21 protein-coding genes are annotated in these 26,017 nt (G+C 62.8%); 7 read left to right on the top strand and 14 right to left on the bottom strand.

Annotated features, from left to right (window positions below; translation table 11 throughout):
- The first annotated feature begins 139 nt into the window (after nucleotides 1-139).
- The gene (mdeB, locus tag AC57B1_RS11160) at nucleotides 140-2,881 is read left to right on the top strand and encodes an alpha-ketoglutarate dehydrogenase (RefSeq protein WP_496417531.1); all 2,742 of its coding nucleotides are present in this window, start codon (nucleotides 140-142) and stop codon (nucleotides 2,879-2,881) included.
- 19 nt (nucleotides 2,882-2,900) lie between these two features.
- Here mdeB and AC57B1_RS11155 read toward each other — a convergent pair whose 3' ends face one another.
- From AC57B1_RS11155 to AC57B1_RS11125, 7 genes are all read right to left on the bottom strand, one after another.
- A complete protein-coding gene (locus AC57B1_RS11155) occupies nucleotides 2,901-4,013 on the bottom strand; it encodes a diguanylate cyclase (RefSeq protein WP_496417530.1) in 1,113 nt (370 codons plus the stop codon).
- Between the two features lie 60 nt (nucleotides 4,014-4,073).
- The gene (locus tag AC57B1_RS11150; protein ID WP_496417529.1) at nucleotides 4,074-5,090 is read right to left on the bottom strand and encodes a chemotaxis response regulator protein-glutamate methylesterase; all 1,017 of its coding nucleotides are present in this window, start codon (nucleotides 5,088-5,090) and stop codon (nucleotides 4,074-4,076) included.
- 17 nt (nucleotides 5,091-5,107) lie between these two features.
- Entirely contained in the window at nucleotides 5,108-7,504 is a 2,397-nt protein-coding gene (locus AC57B1_RS11145; protein WP_496417528.1) for a hybrid sensor histidine kinase/response regulator, read from the bottom strand.
- Entirely contained in the window at nucleotides 7,501-8,181 is a 681-nt protein-coding gene (locus tag AC57B1_RS11140) for a chemotaxis protein CheW (RefSeq protein ID WP_091797650.1), read from the bottom strand. Before AC57B1_RS11140 ends, AC57B1_RS11145 begins: the two co-directional genes overlap by 4 nt.
- Nucleotides 8,174-9,592 carry a CheR family methyltransferase gene (locus tag AC57B1_RS11135; RefSeq protein WP_496417527.1) on the bottom strand — a complete coding sequence of 473 codons (1,419 nt, stop codon included), beginning with the start codon at nucleotides 9,590-9,592 and terminating at the stop codon, nucleotides 8,174-8,176. Before AC57B1_RS11135 ends, AC57B1_RS11140 begins: the two co-directional genes overlap by 8 nt.
- Nucleotides 9,589-10,053, bottom strand: a complete 465-nt coding sequence (locus AC57B1_RS11130) for a chemotaxis protein CheW (RefSeq protein WP_496417526.1) — start codon at nucleotides 10,051-10,053, stop codon at nucleotides 9,589-9,591. The genes AC57B1_RS11135 and AC57B1_RS11130 overlap by 4 nt, the downstream gene beginning before the upstream one ends.
- Before the next feature lie 63 nt (nucleotides 10,054-10,116).
- Nucleotides 10,117-11,742, bottom strand: coding sequence for a methyl-accepting chemotaxis protein (locus AC57B1_RS11125; protein WP_496417525.1), 1,626 nt, complete (start codon nucleotides 11,740-11,742; stop codon nucleotides 10,117-10,119).
- Nucleotides 11,743-12,029: 287 nt separating this feature from the next.
- On the opposite strand from AC57B1_RS11125, the gene AC57B1_RS11120 reads away from it, so the two are divergent.
- On the top strand, nucleotides 12,030-12,341 hold the full coding sequence (locus AC57B1_RS11120) for an ecotin precursor (RefSeq protein WP_496417524.1): 312 nt from the start codon (nucleotides 12,030-12,032) through the stop codon (nucleotides 12,339-12,341).
- A gap of 82 nt (nucleotides 12,342-12,423) precedes the next feature.
- Here AC57B1_RS11120 and AC57B1_RS11115 read toward each other — a convergent pair whose 3' ends face one another.
- The 3 genes from AC57B1_RS11115 to mnmE all read right to left on the bottom strand — a co-directional run bounded on the left by AC57B1_RS11115 (nucleotide 12,424) and on the right by mnmE (nucleotide 15,611).
- Nucleotides 12,424-12,585 (bottom strand): hypothetical protein, encoded by a 162-nt coding sequence (locus tag AC57B1_RS11115; RefSeq protein ID WP_177205047.1) that lies wholly within the window; start codon nucleotides 12,583-12,585, stop codon nucleotides 12,424-12,426.
- A 245-nt stretch (nucleotides 12,586-12,830) separates the two neighbouring features.
- Nucleotides 12,831-14,045, bottom strand: coding sequence for a tyrosine-type recombinase/integrase (locus AC57B1_RS11110; protein ID WP_496417523.1), 1,215 nt, complete (start codon nucleotides 14,043-14,045; stop codon nucleotides 12,831-12,833).
- A gap of 171 nt (nucleotides 14,046-14,216) precedes the next feature.
- Nucleotides 14,217-15,611 carry a tRNA uridine-5-carboxymethylaminomethyl(34) synthesis GTPase MnmE gene (gene mnmE, locus AC57B1_RS11105; protein WP_091797635.1) on the bottom strand — a complete coding sequence of 465 codons (1,395 nt, stop codon included), beginning with the start codon at nucleotides 15,609-15,611 and terminating at the stop codon, nucleotides 14,217-14,219.
- 368 nt (nucleotides 15,612-15,979) lie between these two features.
- Here mnmE and AC57B1_RS11100 point away from each other — a divergent pair, with 368 nt between their 5' ends.
- Entirely contained in the window at nucleotides 15,980-16,396 is a 417-nt protein-coding gene (locus AC57B1_RS11100) for a helix-turn-helix domain-containing protein (RefSeq protein ID WP_091797632.1), read from the top strand.
- Nucleotides 16,397-16,797: 401 nt separating this feature from the next.
- Nucleotides 16,798-17,205 carry a transcriptional regulator gene (locus AC57B1_RS11095; RefSeq protein ID WP_091797629.1) on the top strand — a complete coding sequence of 136 codons (408 nt, stop codon included), beginning with the start codon at nucleotides 16,798-16,800 and terminating at the stop codon, nucleotides 17,203-17,205.
- Nucleotides 17,206-17,360: 155 nt separating this feature from the next.
- On the opposite strand, the gene yidC is transcribed toward AC57B1_RS11095, so the two are convergent.
- The 4 genes from yidC to rpmH form a co-directional block, all read right to left on the bottom strand.
- The gene (gene yidC, locus AC57B1_RS11090) at nucleotides 17,361-19,019 is read right to left on the bottom strand and encodes a membrane protein insertase YidC (protein ID WP_091797626.1); all 1,659 of its coding nucleotides are present in this window, start codon (nucleotides 19,017-19,019) and stop codon (nucleotides 17,361-17,363) included.
- A 30-nt stretch (nucleotides 19,020-19,049) separates the two neighbouring features.
- Entirely contained in the window at nucleotides 19,050-19,280 is a 231-nt protein-coding gene (gene yidD, locus AC57B1_RS11085; RefSeq protein WP_081936011.1) for a membrane protein insertion efficiency factor YidD, read from the bottom strand.
- 106 nt (nucleotides 19,281-19,386) lie between these two features.
- The gene (locus tag AC57B1_RS11080; protein WP_496417522.1) at nucleotides 19,387-19,872 is read right to left on the bottom strand and encodes a ribonuclease P protein component; all 486 of its coding nucleotides are present in this window, start codon (nucleotides 19,870-19,872) and stop codon (nucleotides 19,387-19,389) included.
- A gap of 23 nt (nucleotides 19,873-19,895) precedes the next feature.
- Nucleotides 19,896-20,030 (bottom strand): 50S ribosomal protein L34, encoded by a 135-nt coding sequence (gene rpmH / locus AC57B1_RS11075; protein ID WP_004198824.1) that lies wholly within the window; start codon nucleotides 20,028-20,030, stop codon nucleotides 19,896-19,898.
- A gap of 392 nt (nucleotides 20,031-20,422) precedes the next feature.
- On the opposite strand from rpmH, the gene dnaA reads away from it, so the two are divergent.
- From dnaA to gyrB, 3 genes are all read left to right on the top strand, one after another.
- Entirely contained in the window at nucleotides 20,423-22,060 is a 1,638-nt protein-coding gene (dnaA, locus tag AC57B1_RS11070) for a chromosomal replication initiator protein DnaA (RefSeq protein ID WP_408343918.1), read from the top strand.
- 220 nt (nucleotides 22,061-22,280) lie between these two features.
- A complete protein-coding gene (dnaN, locus tag AC57B1_RS11065; protein ID WP_007180118.1) occupies nucleotides 22,281-23,384 on the top strand; it encodes a DNA polymerase III subunit beta in 1,104 nt (367 codons plus the stop codon).
- A gap of 114 nt (nucleotides 23,385-23,498) precedes the next feature.
- On the top strand, nucleotides 23,499-25,970 hold the full coding sequence (gene gyrB / locus AC57B1_RS11060) for a DNA topoisomerase (ATP-hydrolyzing) subunit B (RefSeq protein ID WP_091797614.1): 2,472 nt from the start codon (nucleotides 23,499-23,501) through the stop codon (nucleotides 25,968-25,970).
- Nucleotides 25,971-26,017: the final 47 nt, after the last annotated feature.

Below are 26,017 nucleotides of genomic sequence, written 5' to 3'. Positions count from 1 at the left end.
CGTGTCGTGAGGAAATTCCGGAACAAATAGCCTATCGCAGCGCGCCAACACAAGCAAATGAGACGCTCATTTTGTGGGCACGTGGTTACCATTGACTCATTCGATCTTGATCTGAACGCGGCGATGCGGGAGTGGTGCCATGACGGATTTGTCCAGCGGTAGCAAGCAAGTGCGGTTTTTGAACACAGAGCATGCAGACACCAAGGAGCAGGCCGATCCTGATCCGCAGGAAACCGCCGAATGGCTGGCGGCGCTCGACGGCGTGGTAGCGCATGTCGGCCGCGAGCGCGCGCAGTTTCTGTTCGACAAGCTCGCGAGCCATGCGCTGACGCTCGGTGTGGAATCGGCGCGCACGAACGTGACGCCGTATCAGAACACCATCCCGTTCGAGCAACAACCGCGCTATCCCGGCAATCTCGAACTCGAAGAGCGGCTCGCCGCCGCGCTGCGCTGGAATGCGCTCGCGATGGTGGTGCGCGCGAACAAGGCTTACGGCGAACTCGGCGGGCATATTGCGAGTTATGCGTCGGCGGCGGATCTGTTCGAGGTCGGATTCAACCATTTCTTCCGCGCCGCCGCGCCGGGCGGCGAGGCGGGCACGGGCGACCTGATCTACTTCCAGCCGCATTCGTCGCCGGGTGTCTACGCGCGGGCTTTTCTCGAAGGTTTCCTCTCCGAGGAGAACCTGCAGCACTACCGGCGCGAGATCGGCGGCCCGGGCTTGTGCTCGTATCCGCACCCGTGGCTGATGCCGGATTTCTGGCAGTTCCCCACCGGCTCCATGGGCATCGGGCCGATCAATGCGATTTATCAAGCGCGTTTCATGCGGTATCTCGCCAATCGCGGCCTCGTGCAAACGGAGGGCCGCAAGGTGTGGGGCTTTTTCGGCGACGGCGAGATGGACGAGCCGGAGTCGACCGCCGCGCTGTCGCTGGCCGCGCGCGAGGGGCTCGACAACCTCGTGTTCGTGATCAACTGCAATCTGCAGCGCCTCGACGGTCCGGTGCGCAGCAACGGCCGCATCATCGACGAACTGGAAGCGCAATTCATCGGCGCCGGCTGGAATGTGATCAAGGTGATCTGGGGCTCGGATTGGGATGCGCTGTTCTCGCGCGACCGCACCGGCGCATTGCTGCGCGCCTTTGCGCATACCGTCGACGGCCAGTTCCAGACCTTCTCCGCGAACGACGGCGCGTACAACCGCGAACGCTTCTTCGGTCAGAACCCGGAGCTTGCCGCGCTCGCCGCGCAACTGAGCGACGACGACATCGACCGCCTGCGCCGCGGCGGCCACGACGTGCGCAAACTGCACGCGGCCTACGCGAAGGCGCTGGCGCACCAGGGCCAGCCGACGGTCATCCTCGCGAAGACGATGAAGGGCTTCGGCATGGGCACCTCGGGCCAGGGCCGCATGACCACGCATCAGCAAAAGAAACTCGACTTCGACGACCTCAAGGCGTTTCGCGATCGCTTTCGCCTGCCGCTCTCGGACGAGGACGTCGAACAGGTGAAGTTTTACAAACCAGCGGAAGACAGTCCGGAAATGCAATACCTGCATGCGCGCCGGGCTGCCTTGGGAGGCTATCTGCCCAGAAGGCGGCGAGTCGCATCGAAGGGGCTGATCGTCCCGCCGGTGTCCTCCTGGGGGCAATTCGCGCTGGACTCCAATGGCCGCGACATGTCCACCACCATGGCGCTGGTTCGCATGTTGACCGCGCTGCTCAAGGACGCGGAAGTCGGCCCGCGCGTGGTGCCGATCGTCGCCGACGAGGCACGCACCTTCGGCATGGCGAACATGTTCCGCCAGGTCGGCATCTATTCGCCGCTCGGGCAGTTGTACGAGCCGGAAGATCTCGGCTCGATGCTGTACTACCGCGAGGACACGAAAGGCCAGATTCTCGAAGAGGGCATTTCGGAAGCGGGCGCGGTGTCGTCATGGATCGCGGCGGCGACCTCGTACAGCGTGCACGATGTACCGATGCTGCCGTTCTACATCTACTACTCGATGTTCGGTTTCCAGCGGATCGGCGACCTGATCTGGGCGGCGGCGGACCAGCGTGCGCGCGGTTTCCTGATCGGCGCGACGTCGGGCAAGACGACGCTCGGCGGCGAAGGCTTGCAGCATCAGGACGGCACGAGCCATCTGGCGGCATCGACGATTCCGAATTGCCGCGCGTACGACCCCGCGTTCGCCTACGAGGTTGCCGCGATCGTCGACGAGGGCATGCATGAGATGGTCGACGTGCAACGTGACGTGTTTTATTACGTCACGGTGATGAACGAGAACTACGCGCAGCCTTCAGTGCCGGGCGGCAATTTGCAGGCGCTGCGCGAAGGGATTCTCAAGGGTATTTATCCGCTCGCCACGCCAGCGCAGGAGGGCACGCAAGCCACGGTGCAATTGCTCGGCGCGGGTGCGATTCTCGGTGAAGTGATCGCGGCTCAGCAGATGTTGAAGGACGATTGGCAGATCGACGCCGCCGTGTGGAGCGTGACGAGTTTCACCGAGTTGCAGCGCGACGGCATGGCGGCGGAACGGCTCGCGCGTCTTGGTGAGGCGACCGGCGCGCCGTATGTCACGCAAGCGCTTGAAGCGTCGCAAGGCCCGATCGTTGCCGCGACCGACTACATTCGCGCCGTGCCGGAGCTGATCCGCGCGTATGTGCCGCGCCGCTACGTGACGCTCGGTACCGACGGCTTCGGCCGCAGCGACACGCGCCAGGCGTTGCGCGAGTTCTTCGAAGTGGACCGCAAGTCGATCGTGATCGCCGCACTGAAAGCCCTGGCGGACGAGGGCACGATCGACGCGAGCCGGCTTGCCGAAGCGCGTCGCAAGTATCTCGGCGACGCAGCGGCCGGCGCGGCGTCCTGGCAATGCTAGGAACGCGCCTCGCGGACGATCAGTCGCTCACCGCGACCTGGTTCTTGCCGTCCCGTTTCGCGCGATAGAGGCCGATGTCGGCGGCTTCGATCAGCTTCGTCACCGGCTCGGCGAGCGACGGTACGAGCGTCGCTGCGCCGATGCTGATCGTCACCACACCGGCTGCGGAGCCCGAATGCGGAATCGCCAGATCTTCGATTGCGATGCGGATTTTTTCCGCAAGCAGACGCAAACCACCGGCCGACGTGCCCGGCACCACCACGGCGAACTCTTCACCACCGAAGCGCGCCGCGAGATCGGGCGAGCGTCCGAGGCATGATTCGACGGTTTGCGCGACGCGTTTGAGCACTTCGTCGCCGGCGACGTGGCCATAGGTGTCGTTGTACGCCTTGAAGTTATCCACATCGATCATCAGGAAGCCGAGGCCGGTCTTGTCGCGTGTGCCGCGACGCCATTCGGCCGCCAGATATTGATCGAGGTAGCGCCGATTCGACAGACCCGTCAGGCCATCCGAATGCGTGAGGCGCTGCAATTCCAGATTGGTCGCGAGCAATTGTTGCTGCGATTGACGCAGCGCCTGGTAGGCCTCGTCGCGTTGCAGCAGATTCAGATACGAGCGCGAGTGATAGCGGATGCGCGCAATCAGCTCGATGCGATCCGGCAGTTTCACCAGATAGTCGTTGGCCCCTGCCGCAAAGGCGGCGCTCTTGACGAGCGGCTCTTCCTTGGTCGACAACACGATGATCGGAATGTCGCGGGTCGCCGGATTCTGCCGGTATTGGCGCACGAGCGTGAGTCCGTCCGTGCCCGGCATCACCAGGTCCTGAAGGATCACCGTCGCGCGCGTTTCGGCGGCGCAGCGCAGCGCGTCGTCGGGCGAGGCGCAGTAGTGGAAGTCCACGCTCGCTTCGTCCGCCAGCGCTTGACGCACCGCCTCGGCGATGATCGCCTGGTCGTCGACCAGCAACACCATGATCGGACACTCGGCCGCGGGCGGATTGCCGAGAATGCGCGCGAGCGCATCGTCGACGGCGAGATTGGCCGCGTCCACCGCGTCCAGCGTCTGCGCGTTCGCGTCGCCTTGCGCGAGATCCCGCGCGGCGGCGTTCTGATGCGGTTCAGGAGTGTCCATGTCGTTCAGCCAGAAAAGATGTCAGTGAATCAAAGCGGGTCATAGGCGGCGGGTACGCGGCTAGCGCGAGATGACCGCCGTCGCGAGCGCGGCGGCGATGCGCGGCAACGGCAGGATCGCGGCGGCGGCGTCGAGCGCCGCGGCCGCTTTCGGCATGCCGTACACGGCGCTGGTCGCCTCGTCCTGCGCGATCGTGTGATAGCCCTTGGTGCGCATCGCCTTGAGTCCGATCGCGCCGTCGCGGCCCATGCCGGTCAGCAGCACGCCGATGGCGCGCGCCGGCCAGCGGGCCACCACGCTGTGAAAAAACACGTCGACGGAAGGGCGATACGGCGTCTCTTCCGGGACGCGCGTGTAGCCGAGCACGTTGGGCAGTTTCAGATGCAGATGATCGTCGGTGGCGGCGAGCAGTACGACGCCCGCTTGCGGCCGGTCGCCTTCAATGGCGATTCGCACCGGCAGCGCCGATTGCTGATTCAGCCAGTCCGCCATGCCGGCGGCGAAGGCCGCGTCGACGTGCTGCACGATCACGACGGCCGCCGCAAAATCCTTGGGCAGGCCGGCGAGCAGCGTGGCCAGCGCAGCGGGTCCGCCCGCCGATGCGCCGATCGCCACCAGCGGCGTGTCGCGGTTCGTCGCGCAGGCGGGCGTTGTCGCGGCGGCTGCGCCGGGTGCGTTGCGTTCCTTGACGAGCGCCGCGATACGGTCGATTTTCGCGATCAGCGTGGCGATGCTCTTGTGCGCATCGGGACCGCTCAGCGACGGCGTATCGACGGCGTCGAGCGCGCCCGCGCCCATCGCTTCATAGACGCGCCACGCGTTCGCGCCCACGTCGACGGTGACGATCAGGATCGCGCAGGGTGCGCGCGCCATGATGCGGCGCGTGGCCTCGATGCCGTCGACGTTCGGCATCACCAGATCCATCAGCACGATGTCGGGCCGCTGCGCCGTGCAGAAATCGACCGCCTGCTGGCCGTCCTGCGCGATCCACAGCACCTCGTAGTCGTGGCGTGCCGCGAGTGCGCGACGCAGCGCCTCGACGGCGAGCGGCATGTCGTTGACCATTCCGATTTTCATCCGTTTTGCCCGTAGGTTTAACCGTAAGCTTCGCCGATCAGATCACGCACCGCATCGAGCAGTGCTTCGTCATGAAAACTGCCTTTCGCCAGATAGTAGTCCGCGCCCGCATCCAGCCCGGCGCGGCGGTCCTCTTCGCGATCCTTGTACGAGACGATCATCACCGGCAGTGACTGCAACTGCGGATCGCGCTTGATCAGCGTGACCAGTTCGATGCCGTCCATACGCGGCATGTCGATGTCGGTGATCACGAGGTCGAAGCGCTCGCCGCGTACCGCGTTCCAGCCGTCCATGCCGTCCACGGCGATCGTCACGTCGTAACCGCGCATGGCGAGCAGCTTGCGTTCGAGCTCGCGCACGGTCAGCGAATCGTCGACCACCAGCACGCGACGGCTGGTACGCTGAGCCGCGTGCGCGACGCCGTGCTGCGTATGCCGGAGATCACCGCCCGCCACGAGCCGTTCGACGGAGCGCAGCCAGTCGTCGACATCGGCGATCAGGACCGGATCGCCGTTCTCCATCAACGCGCCGGCGGTGATGTTGCGAATCTTGCCGAGGCGCGGATCGAGCGGCTGCACCACCAGCATCCGCTCGCCAAGAAAGCGGTCGACCACCACGCCGTAGGTTTGCGGGCCGTCGCCGATCACGATCATGCTGACGGCGTCGCTTTCATCCGCGGGCGGCGCGGTGTCGAGGATCTGATGCGCGGTGACGACGCCGATACGCCGGCCGGAAAAAGCGATGTGCTGATGCCCTTCGAGCAATTCGATCTCGGCGCGGCTCACGTGCAGCGTGCGGTTCACATGCGCGAGCGGCACCGCGTACGGCTCGCCCGCGACTTCGATCAGCAGACTGCGGATCACCGAAAGCGTCAACGGCAACTGCAATTGCACGCGCGTGCCGAGACCGGCCTCATGCGTGATCCGCACGGTGCCGCGCACACGTTTGACGACGTCGTGCACCGCGTCGAGTCCGACGCCGCGGCCCGAGACGTCGGTCACCTGATCGCGCAGCGAGAACCCCGGCAGGAACAGGAATTCGAGCAACTCGGCTTCGGACAGACGCGTGGCCGTTTCCTCGCTCGCGAGCTTCTTGCGCACGATCGACGCGCGCAGCGCGTCGAGATCGATGCCCGCGCCGTCGTCGGAAACGGTGATGAGCAGCGCGCCGGCCGTGTGACGCGCGTCGAGCGTGAGCGTGCCTTCCTCCGGCTTGCCGCGTGCGAGACGCACGGCGGGCGCTTCGATGCCGTGGTCGAGCGCGTTGCGCAGCATATGGCCGAGCGGCGCTTCGAGCAGATCGAGAATGTCGCGGTCCACCTGGGTGGATTCGCCGACCAACTGCCAGCGCACCTTCTTGCCGAGCGAACGCGCGACGTCGCGCACCATCCGCGCGAGGCCGCTCGTGCCGTCGCCGAATGGACGCATGCGGCATTGCAAAGCGGCGTCGTAGAGCTGTTGCGACAGATGCGTCGAGCGACGGTCGAAGCTCTCCAGATCGGCGAGACGCTCGGCCAGCAGATGCTGCGATTCGGCGGTGAGGCGGCGCACTTCTTCGAGCGCGGCTTGGGCGCGCGGATCGAGCTTCAGATCGGCGAGCGTTTCGTGCAGTTGATCCAGCGCGCGGGTGCTGTCGCGTTGGACGCGTTTGACGCGCAGCATGGATTGCGCGAAGGGTTTCAGCCAGCGCGATTCGACTAGCGATTCGCCGGACAACGACAGCAGGCGGTCGAGGTTGTCGGCGCGCACGCGCAGCATGCGGCCGGATTCGGCCGTGATGTTGCTCGCGCTGTTCGCGCTGTTCGATGCGGACGGTTTTGCGGATGCGGCGTCTGGCGCATTCTGCTGCGTGGCCTCGGCGCGCAACGCGTCGGCTATCAGGTTGAACGCGGCGTCGGGGTCCGGGCGTGGGTCCGCGCTTGAGCTGACAGCAGGCGTGGGCGATGCCGCGGCTGCGCTCGGGGCGGGTTCGGATACCACTGCGGCTGGCGGAGTCACATCGCGCCGTATTACGGCCCCGTGCGGCAACACGTCAACCATACGCGCCTGCAACGAGGCCACGCACGCACCCACCGCATCGCGCGCCGATTCGTCCTCGTCATTGCCGATACGCGCGACGATATCCACGCCGCGCAGCAACTCGTCGATCCAGGCCGGGTCGAGCAACGCGCGCCCTTCCTGCGCAGTAACGAAGCAATCCTCCATGGCGTGCGCGAGTTCGACGCCGACCTGCACGCCGACAATGCGCGCCGCACCCTTCAACGAATGCGCGGCGCGCATGCAGGCCTCGAGCGCGGCGGCATCGCGCGGCGCGCGATCGAGCGCGAGCAGTCCGTCGTTCAGTACGCGTGCCTGCGTCCGCGCTTCTTCGCGGAACAGATCGATTAGCGACGGGCGGCGCGGCTCGTCGGTCATCCGAGACTCCGGTTCAAAGTGTCGAAGAGCGCGTCGGCGTCTAGCAGGCCAACGCTCATGCCGCGCCACGGTGCGACGGCGCGCGTATGCGCGGCGGCCGCTTGCGAGAGCGTGGCGGGCGGCGGGCAAAAACTGGCCGCCGCGATGCGGTGCACGCCGTCGACCTGGTCGACGGGGAACACCGCGTGTTCTTCCGCGCGCGAAACCACCAGCAAACGCGGCAGATCGTGGCGAGCACGGTCGTCGCGCGCGGCGGTGTCGGTTTCGAAACCGAGCAGGTGCGCGAGCGACAGGCACACCAGCAACTCGCCTCGCACATTCACCACGCCGAGCACCGCGCGATGCTGCCGATGCGGCAACGTGTGAATCGGCCGCGTCTGCACGATGCGTTTGAAGATCGGCGTGGGCAGCGCCAGCCATTCGTCGCCGATGCGAAACACGAGGAACGATTCGCTTGCGCCTTGCACATCGTGCTGCGCTTGCGCAGGCGCGCGAGCGTCATGCAGCGAGAGATCCACCTCGGGAATCGGCCGTTCCAGCAGTTTGGCTGCAGCGGCTTCGAACACCGGGCAATTCAGGCAGCGCACATGCTCGACGAGACGCTCGCACGACGAATCGCCGCGCACGCCGATGCGATTCCAGCAGTCGTCGAAGCTCACCGTCTGCGCGTCAGCCACGTTGCGCTCCCTGTGCGCGCGCCGCGCGCTGCATCAACAGGCGCGCGCCGTCGTGGTCGCCCTCGAGTTCGAGCGACGTCGCGAGATGCGCGAGCGCTTCCGCGTGCTGCGGATCGAGATACAGCGCCTTGCGATAGTGTCCGCGTGCGAGGTTCGCGTCGCCGTTGGCATCGGCGAGAACGCCGAGCAGATAAAACGCGTCGGCGTGCGGAACGTGGTGCTCCAGATAGGCGTTGATTGTCGAAGCGGCTTGCGCGAGGCGGCCGGCGTCGGCGAGTGCACGCGCAGCCTGCAACGTGTCGTTTGCCGCGTGGGTCGTTGCGGGGCTTGGCGCGGACAGCGGGTTGGGTACCGACGACGCGGCTACCGACATCTTGCGCATGGGTGACGCGATGCTGTCGCGCGGCGCGAACTGCGTGGCGCCATGGAACGGCGTGCGCGCGACCTGACCGGGCCACGCGAAAGGCTGCGCGGACAATACTTGCGGTCGAGCAATAGCGGGCATTTGTGAAGGCGTCATCGCGAGCGCGGCGGCGGTGGGGCGCGGCGCGGCGCGCCAGCCGTTCGACTGCGCTTCGTCGGGCGCGCCGCGATGAAATGCGAAGGCCAACGGAATCCTGGCGGACTGCATACCGTAGCGCATCAGCAGCCCGGTTTCCGCAGGGCCGACGAACAGCGTGCCGTTGTCGGCCAGCACGCTATTGAGCGCCTGCAACGCTTTCTGCTGCGCGTCGCGGTCGAAGTAAATCAGGACATTGCGGCAGAACACGAAGTCGTAGACGCCAAGCGCCGACGCGTCGAGCTGCATCAGATTGGCGCGCGAGAAGCGCACCGCTTCCACGATGCGCGGCGCAAGACGCCAGCCGTCCTCGGTACGCGTGAAGTGCGCGTCGCGGAACGCAAACGCATTGCCGCGAAACGAATTGCGCCCGTACACGGCGCGCTGCGCGACGGCGAGCGAACGGTCGCTGATATCCATTGCGTCGATACGCAACTGCGTGGCGTCGATGCCCGCATCGAGCAGCGTCATCGCGATCGTGTACGGCTCCTCGCCGGTCGAGCAAGGCAAGCTCAGGATACGCAGTGGCAGTGCGCCGCCGCGTTCGGCAACGCGCTCATGTGCGAGCCGCGCAAGCGCCTTGAACGCGTCGGCGTCGCGGTAGAACCAGGTCTCCGGCACGACGACCGTTTCGATCAGCGACTGCAGCATGGCCGGCGAAGTTTGCGCGGCTTCCCAATAGTCGGTGAGCGTGGCTTCGGCGTGCCCCTCCGCGTACCACGCGGCGGCGCGCTGATCAACAGCACGCTCGATCGCGCTATGACCGAGCGACGCCGCGTCGAGCCCCATGGTCCGATGCAGCAGTTCGGCGAAGCGTCGATAGAGCGGCGCGTTGTCGTGATGCGCGTTCATGCGTGCGCCTCGGGAAACAGGAGCGCCTTGACGTGGTCGGGCAGCAGATGCTCGGTGCGGATCCACTGCACGAGGCCGCCCGCAACGCTGGCGACCGGGCCGAGATAGCGCGCGTGCGGCATGTCGAGGCCGGCATGCTGAAATGCCGTCACGTCGAGGCGAATGGTGCGCGTCGCGCCTTCCAGCAGCAGCGCGAGCAGACGCGTCGTGCCCGCATGCGGATAGCGCACCAGCACCACGCGTGTGGACATGAGTTGTGCTGCGGGGCGGCCGAGCGCGAGCGCCGGCAGATCGATCAGCGGCAGCGGTGAGCCTTCGTGATCGAGTACGCCTGCCACCCATGAGGGCGCGCCGGGGATCGTCTTCGGCGGCGACTGCGGCGTGAGCGGCATCAGACGCTCCACCTGCGTTGCGTCGATCACGTACCGTTCGCTATCGAGCGTGAAGAGGACGAAGAGCATCGGCATGTGCGTGGGCGATGGATAGGCGTGCGGGGCCGGTTTCGAGCTGCGCGCCGTAGCGCGTCAGGCCGTCACCTTGAAGCGCGACACACCCGTGCGCAGACTATTGGCGACGTGCGTCAGATCGTCGATCGCCTGGGTCGACTGGCGCAGTGATTCCGCGGTCTGTTGCGCGGCCTCCGAGAGTTGCGTCAGTGCCTGGGTGATCTGCTCGGCCCCGGTGGCTTGCGTTTGCATGCCTTCGTTCACCATCGAGAAACGCGGCGCGAGTTGTTGCACCTGCTGGATGATTTCCGTGAGATGGCCGCCGACGTGCTGCACGTCGAGCATGCCGCGCCGTACCTCTTCGGAGAACTTGTCCATGCCCATCACGCCGGCGGCGACCGCCGACTGGATCTCCTTGACCATCTGTTCGATGTCGTAGGTCGCCACGGCGGTCTGATCGGCGAGGCGGCGGATCTCCGTAGCGACGACCGCGAAACCGCGACCGTATTCGCCGGCCTTTTCCGCTTCGATCGCCGCGTTCAGCGAGAGCAAGTTGGTCTGGTCCGCGACCTTGGTAATGGTGGCGACGACCTGGTTGATGTTGCTGGCCTTCTCGTTGAGGATGGCGAGCTTCGCGTTGACGGAGCCCGCCGCTTCCATCACGAGACGCATGGTTTCTTCCATGCGCGCGAGGCCGGCGTGGCCGGTGCCCGCGAGCACCGCCGACTGGCCGGCCACTTCCGACACTTCGTTCATGGTGCGCAGCAGATCGCGCGAGGTCGCGAAGATTTCACGCGACGTGGCGCCGATTTCGGTCGTGGTGGCGGCGGTTTCGTTCGCGGTGGCTTGTTGTTCGCGCGAGGTCGCGGCGATTTCAGTGACCGACGTGGTGACCTGCACCGCCGACTTCTGCGCCTGGCCGACCAGCGCGGTGAGTTCGTCGGTCATGCGGTTAAAGCCGGCTTCGAGCGCGCCGATTTCGTCCGCGCGATTCAGTTGCAGGCGTTGGGTCAGGTCGCCCGTGCGCATGACGTCGACGACTTGCAGCACCTTGGCCATCGGCATGGTGACTGCACGCAGCAGCCAGTAGCCCGCCAGCGCGGCGACGACGGCGGCGGTGAGCAGCATGACGAGCAGCACGATGCGCGTCGTCTCGACCGAACTGCGGATGCTGTCTGCGGCCTGGTCCGCGTAGCCTTTGTTGTTCTCGACGAGCTTGCGCACGGAGAGCCGGCCGGTTTCCCAGAGCGGCGTGAGTTGCGTATTGAAAATGCGTGCGGCGTTGTCTTTCGAAGACGGCAACGCGTCCAGCACCGACGCCTGGATCGGCAGGTACTGCGCCTGTTGCTGACGGAAGTCGTTGAAGAGGTCGCGATCGACGTCGCGGAAGATCGTCGCGCCGTAATCGCTGATGAGCTTCTGGAGCGTTTGCTGGGTCTCCTGCAAACGGGCTGTGTCGCGCTTGACGGTGTCCGGGTCCGCGTCGACATAGATGAGGCGCTGCGTGACGCTGTAGTTCTCGAACCACGCCGCGCGCATTGCGGTCGCGTAGTAAAGGCCGGGCATCGAGTCCTGCTGCTGGCTCTTCGCATCGCGGTCGATGCCGCCGAGCTGCTGGAAGGTGACGATTGCCATTGCCAGCATCACGATCAGCACGATCCCGAAGCTGCACAGAATCCGTTGCCGGATGGTCCATTGTTTCACGCGAACGCCCCTTACTTTTGGCTTTGTCTCGACCGGTGTTGTCGACTTGGTCTGTCCTGAATCGACGGGTCGGAAAGCTTTACGGGTCGTCAGATTTACCCGACGGCTTATGTGGCGAATTTTACATTGATCGGGCGAATGCCAGGCGAACAAAGGAACTGGAGGCAGGTTCGCGACGAGCGCCGGTTAGTGCGTTACATGAGTAATGTGCCGTTACCACTTGCAGCATCTATTTCCGCGTGCGCCAGCCACAATCGGTTCCATGCCTGAACGGCGAGGAGTCAAACATGAAAAAGATCGCAGTGGCGTTGTTGATGGTGGGAAGTCTGAGCGTAGCCGGGCAAGCATCGGCGCACGGCAATGGTGGCGACGTGGTGGGTGCGTTGATTGGTGGCGCCGTGCTGGGGGCCGTAGTGACCTCCGCGCTGAATCCGGCGCCCGTGGTGGCTTACCAGCAGCCGGCGTATCAGCCCGCGCCCGTGTACGCCCAGGCGCCGCCGGGATACTGCTATGACCAGTACCAGCGCGCCTATGTGGCGTGCGGTGCACCGCCGCCGCCCGCGCAGTATGGATATCCGCAACCGCAACCGGGTTGGTGATTGCGCAGCGCGCGCATGCTGTGCGCGTCACAGTAAAAAAGGCCGTCGCTCGATGCGACGGCCTTTCATTTCATTGCGCTGATTAGTGCTTGTGATGCAGCCACTCCGCGTAGTGCGTGTCGAGCCAGCGCTCGAGTTTTTGCGGCTTTGTCTTCTGGTGGTAGCGCGACGCGGCCCAGATCGCCACGCCGACCAGCAGCATCACGGTAGGCCCCAGCAAATAAGCTATCAGTGATTCAGACATGGGAGCCTCCGTATCGGGTTGCGTGCAACCTTCAGTGTAGGCGATCAAACGCGGGAAAAAAGGACCGCGTGATTCAATCGTGGCGCACGCTTGTTGGTGTGGGATTTCTCCCTTTCGAAACCTGGCGTGAAATTGAATTTCTCAATTACGGCAATGAGTTACGGCTGACGTGAGTGGTGCTGTGTACCAAATGACGGCTTGTTGTGACAGCCGGCAGAACGGCACCAGGATTGTTGCAGGGCCTTTCATGGCGAGGCGGTCATGGCGTCGCGGACGCCCTTGATCTGCTCGTCGACGAAGTCTGCCCAACGCTGCATGATTCGGCGCTGATCCGCTGCGTTTTCCGCATTCGCGCCTGGCTTCCTGGGCTCGGGCACTTCGCCCGCATTCTGGCCGAGCGCGTCCGCGTGCTCCGTCATCTCGCGTACGTGCGCCGTTGCAGTGCGCCGGAAGTCATGCAGGACGAAATGCTCCACGTCGAGACCCAGTGCCTTAACGGCCTGGTTCAACGTACTTTTGGCGATGGGCCGGTCGTCGCCCCTGACGCTCGGGAATACGAAGTTTCGGCTGGCTTTGGCGTGCTGCAGCTCGCGCAGCATGGAAACCGCCTGATGCGAAAGAGGCACACGCTGATCGCGGTCTTTTTTCAGGCGCGCGGCGGGGATCGTCCATAACGCTTTGTCCAGATTGAATTCGGGCCACGTCGATTCGACCAGGTCCGATTTGCGCGCCATGGTCAGCACCAGCAGATGCAGCGCCAGCTTCAGGGGCCGGCGGATGCTCGACGCGTCGATCGAGCGAAACATGGCGCCGATTTCGTCGCCCGAGAGCACGCGGTTGCGAGTGTCGAAGGTGGCGATGGAGCGCGCCGGAACGACCTCGGCCGGGTTGCTGACTGCGAGTTGCCGCGCAATCAGATACTCATAGAGACGTTTGATCACATTGCGCGTATGCAGCGCCATTTTCGGCGAACCGCGGCTTTTGATTCTGTCGCATATCGCGACGATATCGGCGGCGGTGACCGCTTTGATCGGCATGTGGCCGATGGCGGGCAGGACGTCCTTGTCGAGCGCGCGCCGCGTGGTGCGGCGATATTCCTCCGACTTGCCCGCCATTTCTGTCGCGAGATAAAGCTCGGCGGCCTCGCGCAGGACGTCCGCCTTGCTTTCCGCGCCGCGATCGCGCCGCGCTGTGGCGACCGGCGAAATGCCTTGAGCAACCATCTCCGCATACTTTTGAGCTTTCGCTCGCGCGACGCGCAGGGAGATCATCCGGTAATCGCCGATCGTTGCGAGCGGCTGGCGCTTGCCGTTTAGCGAATAGCGGAAGCGCCAGACCTTGGTGCCGGTCGTCATGACTTCGATGACGAGACCGTTGCCGTCCGCGACGCAATAACGGGTGGCGCGCGGTTCGAGCGCGCGGATCTGGGCTTCGGTGAGGGGAACGGCTAGACGGGGCATGCTCGGATCGTTCAAACACGGACAGCGGCGATTTTAAACCTATGCTGGCTGTGTACCAAAGAAATTGCTGTTTTTGGGTCAACGAAGGGAGTTTTTGCATCCGCGATGGCACGCTCTCGGTGCTGCGGGAAGTCCTTCAGGTCGGCTTTCTTGGCAAAGAGGCAATCCGCGTTACTTGCCGATACAGAATCTACTAAAAATCACTCCGAGCAGATCATCCGAACTGAATTCGCCAGTGATCGAATTCAACTGGTCTTGGGCGAGGCGTAGTTCTTCAGCGAACAGATCAAGCGCCTGCGAGTTTTGATCCGCATGCGCGGCGGCGGTCGCGAGATGCTCTTCGGCGGCGCGCAGTGCAATCAGATGCCGCTCGCGCGCCAGGTACACGCTTTCCGCGCCCGCTTGCCAGCCGGCGATTCGCAGCAACTCGTCGCGCAACAGCGCCACGCCGTCGCCTTGTTTGGCCGAGAGCCGCACTTCGCTCAGTTCGAGTTCGGCGTCGAGCGTTTGCGCTGCTGGCGCGAGGCCCGTCAGGTCGGTCTTGTTCAATACGCGCACCACCGGCACGCCGACCGGAAAGCGTCCGGCGATCACCTCGTCTTCGGCTGTCATGCCGGTGCGTGCATCGAGCAGATGCAGCACGACATCCGCACGCTCGATCTCACTCCAGGTGCGCGCAATGCCGATTTTTTCGACTTCGTCCTCGGTATCGCGCAGGCCGGCCGTATCGATCACGTGCAGCGGAATGCCTTCGATCTGAATGGTCTGCGCGACCTTGTCCCGCGTCGTGCCGGCGATCGGCGTGACGATGGCCAGCTCCGCGCCCGCCAGCGCATTCAGCAGCGACGATTTGCCGACGTTCGGCTGCCCGGCCAGCACCACTGAGAGGCCTTCGCGCAACAACGCGCCTTGCCGCGCCTCGCTCAGCACGTGGGCGAGGCGCTCGCGAATCCGCGCGAGCTTGCCGCGGGCGTCGGCGGCTTCGAGGAAGTCGATCTCTTCCTCGGGGAAGTCGAGCGTCGCTTCGACGAGCATGCGCAGCGTGATCACGTCTTCCACCAGCGCGTGAATGTCGCGCGAAAACGCGCCGTCGAGCGAGCGGCCCGCTGAGCGCGCGGCGGCCTCGGTGCTGGCCTCGATCAGGTCGGCGACCGCTTCGGCTTGCGCCAGATCCAGCTTGTCGTTGAGGAACGCGCGGCGCGTGAATTCACCCGGTTCGGCGAGACGCAGACCGAACGCACGGCCGGCGTCGATGCAACGTTGCAGCACGAGTTGCAGTACCACCGGACCGCCGTGTCCCTGCAGTTCGAGCACATGCTCGCCGGTGTAGGAATGCGGCGCCGGGAAGTACAGCGCGATACCACGGTCGAGCGCGTTGCCGCTCGCGTCGAGGAACGGGACGTAGCTGGCGTGGCGGGCCGCGAGCGTCTGACCGGTGAGCGCTTGCATGAGCGGCTGGGCCGCCGCCTCACCCGCTCGTCCGAACGAGATCCGCACCACGCCGATACCTCCCCGGCCGGGCGCGGTGGCAATGGCGACGATCGGATCGGAATCGGTGGTGAGCATAGAAGCGTGGCAGAAAAACAGAGAGGAGGGCGGGGTGCCGGCGGTCAACGCGGCGCGAGGCATTGTAACGCGGCGGTGTGTGAAGGCTGACCGACGGCGCGGCGGAGCCGTCGCTTTGACGACTCGGAGCTGATTTCGGATTTATCTCACAAAAGCTAAATTGCGCTGTGATTTTTTGAGAATCACTAAGATTGAACGAGATGGCTATGCGCCCATCAGACTGTAAAAAAGGGCAAAGACGCACAATTTTTAAAATCGCGCCAGCCTCACGGCTGGCGCTGGCAAAAGCTAAAAAATATATTAATTTCGATAATTGCTAGCCTGATTGGTTGAGAACCCATGGCTCGGGCGCTTGCACAATCCGATCCATGACGACCAAACCATTGAAAGCCGCGTTTGCCGAACGACTCAGCCGCTCGATGAAGCGGCGCAATATTTCCAACGGGGCCGAGCTCTGCAGAAAATTCAATCTCATCCACACCGGCGCAGATGTGACGGATCAGGCCATCTACAAATGGCTCGACGGAAAGACGATGCCGCGTCCAGCCAACCTGCGCACGCTAGCCAAATTGCTGGACGTGGATAAGCATTGGCTGGCCTACGGACTGTCGAAGGGTACGAAGGCCAAGCCGCTCGCGCCCGGCGAGAACTATCCGCTTTCGGCCGAGACGATCGAATGGGAGCCGCAAAAGGGTGCGCTGGTTTTGACGATAAACCTCGAAGACCGTGCCGGATTCCAGGAGGTGACTGTCCGCCTTACTAGCCAGAATGGCGAGGAAAGTTAGTGAGGGTGGGGCCTGCGGGTCTTTCCTTTGATCGCTGATGCATTCGGCGCTCAACGGCTTCGTACCGACCGGCCTCGGTAGTACCAGATCGTGTCGACCTAACACCCGGACGATCCGGACGACTGCGCCGCCTGACGGACTGCCGGCCGGTTAACGCCACAAGCAAGTCGGATTTATCTCAATCAGGCTAGGATTGCTACCGCGTTTCTTGCGGAAAAATAGGACGCCGCCGGACCTAAAGGCCACGAGCGGCCGACCGCACAACGAAAAACAACAAAAAATGACAACTTCGGCAGATGCGTTGTTCGGCGGCGCCTGCAAGCTAAATGTATCTCAAATAAGCTATAACGAAGCCTGGCTGGTTGTCAACTGGTTGAACGTTGAATTGCACAATCCGGCCCATGCCGACCAACAAAGAAAAAGCCGCCTTCGCCAAACGGTTGAAGGACCTGCTAGAGCCGCTGAAAATTCGCGGCGGGACCAAACTCGCCGAGCAATTCAATCTCCGCTACCGGGGTGAACGTGAGGTTACGCCGCAGACCGCTCACAAGTGGTTATCCGGTACGACGATCCCGAAGCCGGACAAGTTGCGCACGTTGGCCGAATGGCTGAACGTCAAGGAGCATTGGCTTCACTACGGACCGCCACCGGGCACAAATGCGAGGCCGTTGGCGCGCGGTGAAAAATATCCGCCGACGCCGGAGACGATCGAACTTGCTTCGAAGATTCAGTCGCTGACGCCGAAAGACCGCTTTCTGGTCGAAGAGATGATCGTGCGCTTTTACGGCGAGGATGCGGAAGGAGAGTAACGACCGCGTCGTCGTTTAAGCGCGTTTAACGTGACCATAAAAAATGCCGCCCGGTTTGCACCGGGCGGCATTTTCTTTCGCTGCTTCGTTGTCAGCCAGACGCGGCTTGCATCAGCCTGCGCTGGCGGGCGTTGCCGCCCGCCTCAGCCGCGAAATCAGGCGGCTTTGGTTTTCGCCTGGCCCATCATTCGCGTGATGTAGTACTGCTGCGCGATCGAGAGCACGTTGTTCACGACGTAGTACAGCACCAGACCGGCCGGGAAGAAGAAGAACATGACCGAGAACGCGATCGGCATGAACATCATCATCTTGGCTTGAACCGGGTCCGGCGGCGTCGGGTTCAGCTTGGTTTGCAGGAACATCGAGACGGCCATCAGCACCGGCAGAATGAAGAACGGATCCTGTTGCGACAGATCGTGAATCCAGAGAATCCACGGCGCGCCGCGCATTTCCACCGACGACAGCAGCACCCAGTACAGCGAGATGAACACCGGAATCTGAATGACGACCGGCAGACAGCCGCCGAACGGATTGACCTTCTCGGTCTTGTACAGCTCCATCAGCGCGGCATTCATCTTCTGCGGATCGCCCTTGAAGCGTTCACGCAGTGCTTGCATGCGCGGCGTGATCGCCTTCATGCGCGCCATCGACTTGTAGCTCGCGGCCGACAGCGGGAAGAACACAGCCTTGATCAGCAGCGTGAGCAGCACGATCGACCATCCCCAGTTGCCGACATAGCTGTGGATCTTCTCGAGCAGCCAGAACAGCGGCTTCGCGATGATCGTCACCCAGCCGTAGTCCTTCACCAGTTCCAGACCCGGCGCGATGCCCTCGAGCATGCGCTCTTCTTCCGGACCGGCGAACAGGCGCGCGGAGACGTCGACGGTTTGGCCCGGGGCGATGGTCGCGACCGGTTCCTTCACGCCGACGCGGTACAGCGCCGGATCGATCTTCTCGACGTAGATGTCGCGTTTCGCACCTTGCTGCGGAATCCAGGCCGACGCGAAGTAATGCTGAACCATCGCGATCCAGCCGTTGTCGGCCGAAGTCGCGTAATCCTGCTTGTTCTTGTCGATGTCGCCGAACGTCATCTTCTGGAAGTGATGCTGGTCGGTGTAGACAGCCGGCCCGATGAACGTGTGCGAGAAGCGCGGCGTTTCCACCGGCTGGTCGTCACGCACCAGTTCCATATAGACCGACGGGCTCACCGGCGTGGTGCCGACGTTCTGGATCTTCGTGTCGACGCCGATCACATAGCTGCCACGCGTGAACGTGTAGGTCTTGATGACCTTCACGCCGCCCTTCACCGGCGACTCGAAGCTGAGCTGGAACGACTTGGCGTCGCCCGTCAGGTCGTGCGGCTGGTTCGGCAACGGCGTGTAAATGTCGTTGTGATTCGGGAAATCGCCGCCGAGCAGGCCCGTGCGCGCCAGATATGTATGGTTCGCGGTGCGGTCGAACAGCGTGATGACGAGATCCGGTTGCTTGCCGTCGCCTTGCTTGACCAGCGACAACTTCGACAGCGTGCCGCCGCGAGTGTCGATTTCGCCGCTATAGACGTCGGTGTTGAACTTGATCAGTTGCGATTGCGTGGCCGCCGGCGCGTTGCCCGGAGCGGCTGCGTTCGTGGCCGGCAGATCGGCGGGCTGGGTTCCCGGCGTCGTGGTTCCCGGTGCGGCACTACCGACGGTCTTGGTCGGCGTGGCGCTCGGGAAGAACATCGACGGGCGTCCGTGGTCGCGTTGCCAGTTGTCGAACAGCATGACCGCTGACATGAAAAAGATGACCCATAGGACGGTGCGTTTGATATCCATGCGTTGTCTCAGTGTCGATGGAACGGCGCGTCAGCGCTTTTCAGAAGTGGGAGGCGGGACGAGATCGATGCCGCCCGCGGAAAACGGGTGGCAGCGGCAAATACGCCTGGCGGCGAGATAAGTCCCGCGCGCGGCGCCATGATACTGGATTGCTTCGCGCGCGTAATCAGAGCAGGAAGGGTAAAAACGGCACCGGTTGCCGAGCATTGGGCTCACGGCAACCTTGTAGAAACGCAGTAAAGCGAAAAGTACCGTTTGCATGGCTGGTGCGGCCGGACGGCGCCGCGCAACGTGGAGTACCGGGCGACGCCCGCGCAGCACGGCCGCCGGAGCGGCCTGAACTGCAAAGCGGGCGGTCACTTGAGCGTCATTCCGTCTTGGGCGCTTCCGCGGGCGGCGCCTCGCGACGGGTCACTTCGCGCGCTGCCTTGTCGAGCAGCGCCTCGATTTCGCTGCGGCACAGCGCCCTCAACGGCGGCGACGAAGCGCTCGGCAAAGCCTTCTTGTCGAAGCGCGTGTGCAAACGCAGCAGCACATCCCAACCGCCGAATTCGGCGCGACGCAGCCGGAAGGCTTCACGCGCGATTCGACGTACCAGATTACGCGTGGCCGCGCGCGGCGCATACTTCTTGCCGATCACGAGGCCTAAGCGAGCTTCGTTGCCGGTGGGCCGGCCGTACACCACGAAGTGCGCAGTGCGGCGCCACGGGCGCAAACGAAAAACGGATGAAAATTCATCCGTTTTCAGCAGCCTTGCGGCTTTGGGGAAGGCGGCTTGCGCTCGCAACGGAACCGAGCCCAGTTGCTGCGCCTCAGCCGTTCCCGCTTCACCGCGGGCTTCACTACCCGGCATAAGCGTCGCGTGCAACGCCTGCCTTAGATGGCGAGGCGCTTGCGGCCCTTCGCGCGACGTGCGTTGATGACCTTGCGGCCACCTGCGGTCTTCATGCGAACGCGGAAGCCGTGGGTGCGCTTGCGACGGGTAACGGAAGGTTGGTAAGTACGTTTCATGTTGCTCTCACTTGATCGAAAAATAACCGCGCGATCATCGCTGAAAGCGCAATGGCCGGAGGTTTACTGAATTGGTTTTCGCGGAACCCGCTATTTAAACCGGTTTTTCGTTGACCGTCAATAGTTTAGCCTGGTTCGGCCGTTCCCCGCGAGCAGTTCGCCAGGTGATCCGTCCCTGTGGATAACTCCCTTGTGGGTCCGATTTGGCGTTAGAATCTCGCCTTACTTCCCAAAAATCCTGCACGCCGCTCCGGCTCGCTTGCCCCGCAAACCCTTGTGGCACAAGCGCCTGGAGCCATTGCGCCTGGTTAGTCTGGCTGCTCAGGGCCTTGTTGCGTGCGCGCGACGGGGGCAGCGGCAACCGCCGTGCACACCATAACGACAGCAACTCGATGAACGATTTCTGGCAACACTGTTCCGCATTGCTGGAGCGTGAGCTTACGCCCCAGCAGTACGTGACGTGGATCAAACCGTTGGCCCCGGTCGCCTTCGACGCCGCTGCGAACACGCTTAGCATCGCCGCGCCGAACCGTTTCAAGCTCGACTGGGTCAAGAGCCAGTTCTCCGGCCGCATCGCCGATATGGCCCGCGATTTCTGGCAGGCTCCCGTCGACGTCCAATTCGTGCTCGACCCGAAAGCCGGCATGCGCGCCCCTGTGGCAGCCGCGCCGGCACCGGCGCCGGTGCGTCCGGCTTCCGCGCCTAGTTCGATGGGCGGTAGCGCCGGTAATGGCGCTGCGGTGGACGCAGCCGTCGGCGCCGTGCAAGCGGCGCAGGCCGCGCGCACCGGTGGGGCGAACGGCGCGAACAACGCGATGGCCAATCTCAACGCGAATGCCCGCGCGGCAGCTGAACAGAACGCGAACGCGCGCGCCGCGGCGGCAGAAGATTCCGCCGACCTCGATCTGCCCAGCCTCGACGCGAACGAAGCCGCGGCCGCCCGCCGCACGTGGCGTCCGGGTCAAAGCGCCGGCTCGAACGGCAACGGCGAGACCGACTCGATGTACGAGCGCTCCAAGCTGAACCCGGTGCTGACCTTCGACAACTTCGTGACCGGTAAGGCCAACCAGTTGGCGCGCGCCGCGGCGATTCAGGTCGCGGACAATCCCGGCATCTCGTATAACCCGCTGTTTCTGTATGGCGGCGTGGGTCTGGGCAAGACTCACTTGATCCACGCAATCGGCAACCAGCTCTTGATGGACAAAGCCGGCGCGCGGATCCGCTACATCCACGCGGAACAATACGTGTCCGACGTGGTGAAAGCGTACCAGCGCAAGGCGTTCGACGATTTCAAGCGCTACTACCACTCGCTCGACCTGCTGCTGATCGACGATATTCAATTTTTCTCAGGCAAGTCGCGCACGCAAGAGGAATTCTTCTACGCGTTCGAGGCGCTGGTCGCCAACAAGGCGCAGGTGATCATCACCAGCGACACGTATCCGAAGGAAATTTCGGGTATCGACGACCGCCTGATCTCGCGCTTCGACTCCGGCCTGACCGTGGCGATCGAGCCGCCCGAGCTGGAAATGCGCGTCGCGATTCTGATGCGCAAGGCGCAATCCGAGTTCGTGAGCCTGAATGAGGACGTCGCGTTCTTCGTCGCGAAACACTTGCGCTCGAACGTGCGTGAACTCGAAGGCGCGTTGCGCAAGATCCTCGCGTACTCGAAGTTCCACGGCCGCGAAATCACGATCGAAGTAACGAAAGAAGCGCTAAAAGACCTGCTGACGGTGCAGAACCGGCAGATTTCGGTGGAAAACATCCAGAAGACCACGGCTGACTTCTACAGCATCAAGGTCGCGGACATGTATTCGAAGAAGCGTCCCGCGAACATCGCGCGGCCGCGGCAGATTGCCATGTATCTGGCGAAAGAGCTGACCCAGAAGAGCTTGCCGGAAATCGGCGAGCTGTTCGGCGGACGCGACCACACCACGGTGCTGCACGCGGTGCGCAAAATTGCCGATGAGCGCAGCAAGGACGCGCAACTGAACCACGAACTGCACGTGCTGGAGCAGACGCTGAAGGGCTGAGCGGACTGTCTGGAAAAAACGACCTGTTTATTTCTGAAGTCGCCCCCATTTTAGTGAGGCGGTTCCGTTTTCAGGCACAATACAGGTTTAACCGCCCGGCGGCCGCGGGCGGATTTCACGCCGTGACAGGCGCTGCGTGGCGCCGGCGGGGAGCCACGGCTGCGCGCGGGAACGCTGTCCTGGCAAGGCGCGCAGGCCGTTATATCAACGAAGGAACTCTATGCAACTGGTCAAGACCGAACGCGATAACCTCCTCAGGCCGCTGCAAACTGTGAGCGGCATCGTCGAACGCCGCCATACGTTGCCGATCCTCGCCAATTTGCTGATTACCAAGAACGGCCCGGACGTGTCGTTCCTGTCGACCGACCTCGAGTTGCAGATCACCACGCGTGCCGATTTCGGCGTGGGCGGCGATTCGGTGGCGACCACGGTGGCAGCGAGAAAGCTCCTCGACATTCTGCGTGCCATGCCCGACGGGCAGGTCACGCTCACGCTGAACGACAAGCGTTTGACCGTGCAATCCGGCAAGAGCCGCTTTGCGCTGCAAACGCTCGCCGCGGACGAATTCCCGACGGTCGCGCAAGCTAAAGACTACGGCGCGAACCTCGTGGTTCCGCAGAAGACGTTCCGCCAGTTGCTCGGCATGGTCCATTTTTCGATGGCCCAGCAGGACATCCGCTACTACCTGAACGGCATGCTGCTGGTGGTGGACGGCGACCAGCTGATGGCGGTCGCAACGGACGGCCACCGTCTGGCGTTCTCGTCCATGAAGATCGAAGGCTCGTTCCAGCGTCAGGAAGTGATCATTCCGCGCAAGACGATCCTGGAACTCCAGCGTTTGCTGGAAGACATCGACGACACGCTGAAGATCGACATCGCGCAAACGCAGGTCAAGTTCACGTTCGGCCAGGTCGAACTGGTGTCGAAGCTGGTGGAAGGCAAATTCCCCGACTTCCAGCGCGTGATTCCGAAGTCGCACAAGAATCAGTTCGTGATCGGCCGTGAAGAACTGCAGCGCTCGCTGCAACGCGCCGCGATTCTGACCTCGGACAAATTCAAGGGCGTGCGCTGCATCATCGAGCCGGGCCAGTTGAAGATCATGTCGACCAACGCCGATCAGGAAGAGGCGCAGGAAGAACTGGAAATCGCATACGACGGCGACAGCGTCGATATCGGGTTCAACGTCACGTATCTGCTCGACGTGCTCGCGAACCTGAAGGTTGACACGTTGCAAGTGAGCCTGGGCGACGCCAGCTCCAGCGCGTTGATCACGATTCCCGAGAACGACGAATTCAAATACGTCGTCATGCCGATGCGCATCTAACGCGTCCAACACCAAAGAACACACCAAGGGGCGCAGCGCCCCTTTGGCGTTTTTATGGTGATTTGAAAAGTCCCGAGCAGCAACCTTGCAGCAACGCAGAACCGGAAAAAATCCATGACTGAAACGAACAATTCGCAACCCGACAACAGCTACGGCGCATCCTCGATTCAGATCCTCGAAGGTCTGGAGGCGGTGCGCAAGCGGCCCGGGATGTACATCGGGGATACATCGGACGGGACCGGTCTGCATCACCTCGTATTCGAAGTGCTGGACAACTCCATCGACGAAGCGTTGGCGGGGCATTGCAACGACATCCAGGTGATCATTCACGCGGATAATTCCATTTCCATCACCGACAACGGCCGCGGCGTGCCGACCGGTCTGAAGATGGACGACAAGCACGATCCGAAGCGCAGCGCCGCTGAAATCGTGATGACCGAGTTGCACGCCGGCGGCAAATTCGACCAGAACAGCTACAAGGTGTCCGGCGGCCTGCACGGCGTGGGCGTGTCGTGCGTGAACGCGCTGTCGGCGTGGCTGCGTTTGACCATTCGCCGCGACGGCAAGAAGCACTTCATGGAATTCCACCGTGGCGTGCCACAGAACCGCATTATCGAAGAGATCGACGGCGTGGCCGTATCGCCGATTCAGGTTACCGGCGAGACCGAGAACCGCGGCACCGAAGTGCACTTCCTCGCCGACGAGACGATTTTCGGCAACATCGAATATCACTACGACATTCTGGCCAAGCGGATTCGCGAACTGTCGTTCCTGAATAACGGCGTGCGAATCAAGCTGACCGACCAGCGCACCGGCAAGGAAGAAGATTTCGCGTTCGTGGGCGGCGTGAAGGGCTTTGTCGAGTACATCAACAAGAACAAGTCCGTGCTGCACCCGAACATTTTCCACATCAGCGGCGAGAAAGACGGCGTGGGCGTGGAAGTGGCGATGCAGTGGAACGACAGCTACAACGAAAACGTGCTGTGCTTCACGAACAACATTCCGCAGCGTGATGGCGGGACGCACTTGACCGGATTGCGTGCGGCGATGACGCGCGTGTTGAACAAGTACATCAACGATCACGAAGTCGCGAAGAAGGCGAAGGTTGAGACTTCGGGCGACGATATGCGTGAAGGGTTGTCGTGCGTGTTGTCGGTTAAGGTGCCGGAGCCGAAGTTCAGCGCGCAGACGAAGGACAAGCTGGTGTCGTCGGAAGTGCGCGCGCCGGTGGAGGATGTGGTCGCGAAGGCGCTCGAAGAGTTTCTGCTCGAGACGCCGAATGACGCGAAGATTATCTGCAGCAAGATTGTGGATGCCGCGCGCGCGCGGGATGCGGCTCGGAAGGCGCGTGAGATGACGCGGCGGAAGGGTGTGCTCGATGGTGTTGGTCTGCCTGGGAAACTGGCGGATTGTCAGGAGAAGGATCCGGCGAAGTCTGAGATTTATATCGTCGAGGGTGACTCGGCAGGCGGGTCGGCGAAGCAGGGTCGGGATCGGAAGTTTCAGGCTATTTTGCCGCTGCGCGGCAAGGTGCTGAATGTGGAGAAGGCAAGGTATGACAAGCTGCTTTCTTCGGAGCAGATTGTTACGCTGATCACCGCGCTGGGTTGCGGGATTGGTAAGGAAGACTACAACCTCGATAAGCTGCGTTATCACCGCATCATCATCATGACCGATGCTGACGTTGACGGTGCGCACATTCGGACGCTGCTGTTGACGTTCTTCTATCGGCAAATGCCGGAGATGATCGAGCGTGGGTATATCTATATCGCGCAGCCGCCGTTGTTCAAGATCAAGGCGGGTAAGGACGAACGGTATTTGAAGGATGAGGCTGAGGTTAATGCTCACATTCTGAAGCTGGCGCTGCAGGGGTCGGAGTTGTTGGCTTCGGAAGGGGCTACGCCGATTACTGGTGATGCGTTGGGGGAGTTGGCTCGGGCTTATTTGCTGGCGCAGGCTGTTGTTAATCGGTTGAGCCGGTTGTATGACGCTGGGGCTCTTGAGGCTGTGATGGATGGGATTGCGATCGATCTGTCCAGCGAGGAAGCGGCTGATGCGTCGGCTAAGGCTCTTGAGGCGAAGCTAAGGGATGATCCGTTGAAGCCTGAAGTTAAGGTTACGACGATGTATGACCCTGTGCGTGAATTGCGCTCGCTGCGGGTCGCGCGGACGCATCATGGGAATCAGAAGATTTCTGTGTTGGATCAGGATTTTCAGCTCACGGCGGACTATCAACAGCTGATCAATACCGCTAATACGTTTAAGGGGTTGATTGGGACTGGCGCTGTCATTAAGCGTGGTGAGCGGAGTATGGCGGTTACTGACTTTAAGTCCGCTATGAAGTGGTTGTTGGCTGATGCTGAGCGGAATATTTCGAAGCAACGATACAAAGGCCTGGGTGAGATGAATCCTGGGCAGCTTTGGGAGACTACGATGGATCCGACTGTGCGTCGTCTTCTTCGGGTGCAGATTGAGGATGCTATTGCGGCTGATGGTATTTTCACTACGCTCATGGGGGATGATGTGGAGCCGCGTAGGGCGTTCATTGAGTCGAATGCGTTGAGGGCGGGGAATATTGATGTTTAACTATGTTTGTTGTCGGTGCAGGGAAACGGAAATCATTGGACTAGATG

This window comes from Paraburkholderia sp. BGA-UO-ETr-F21, from assembly GCF_059567925.1.
The sequence above is the reverse complement of the archived record's forward strand: the minus strand, read 5'-3'. Positions and strand labels throughout refer to the sequence as shown.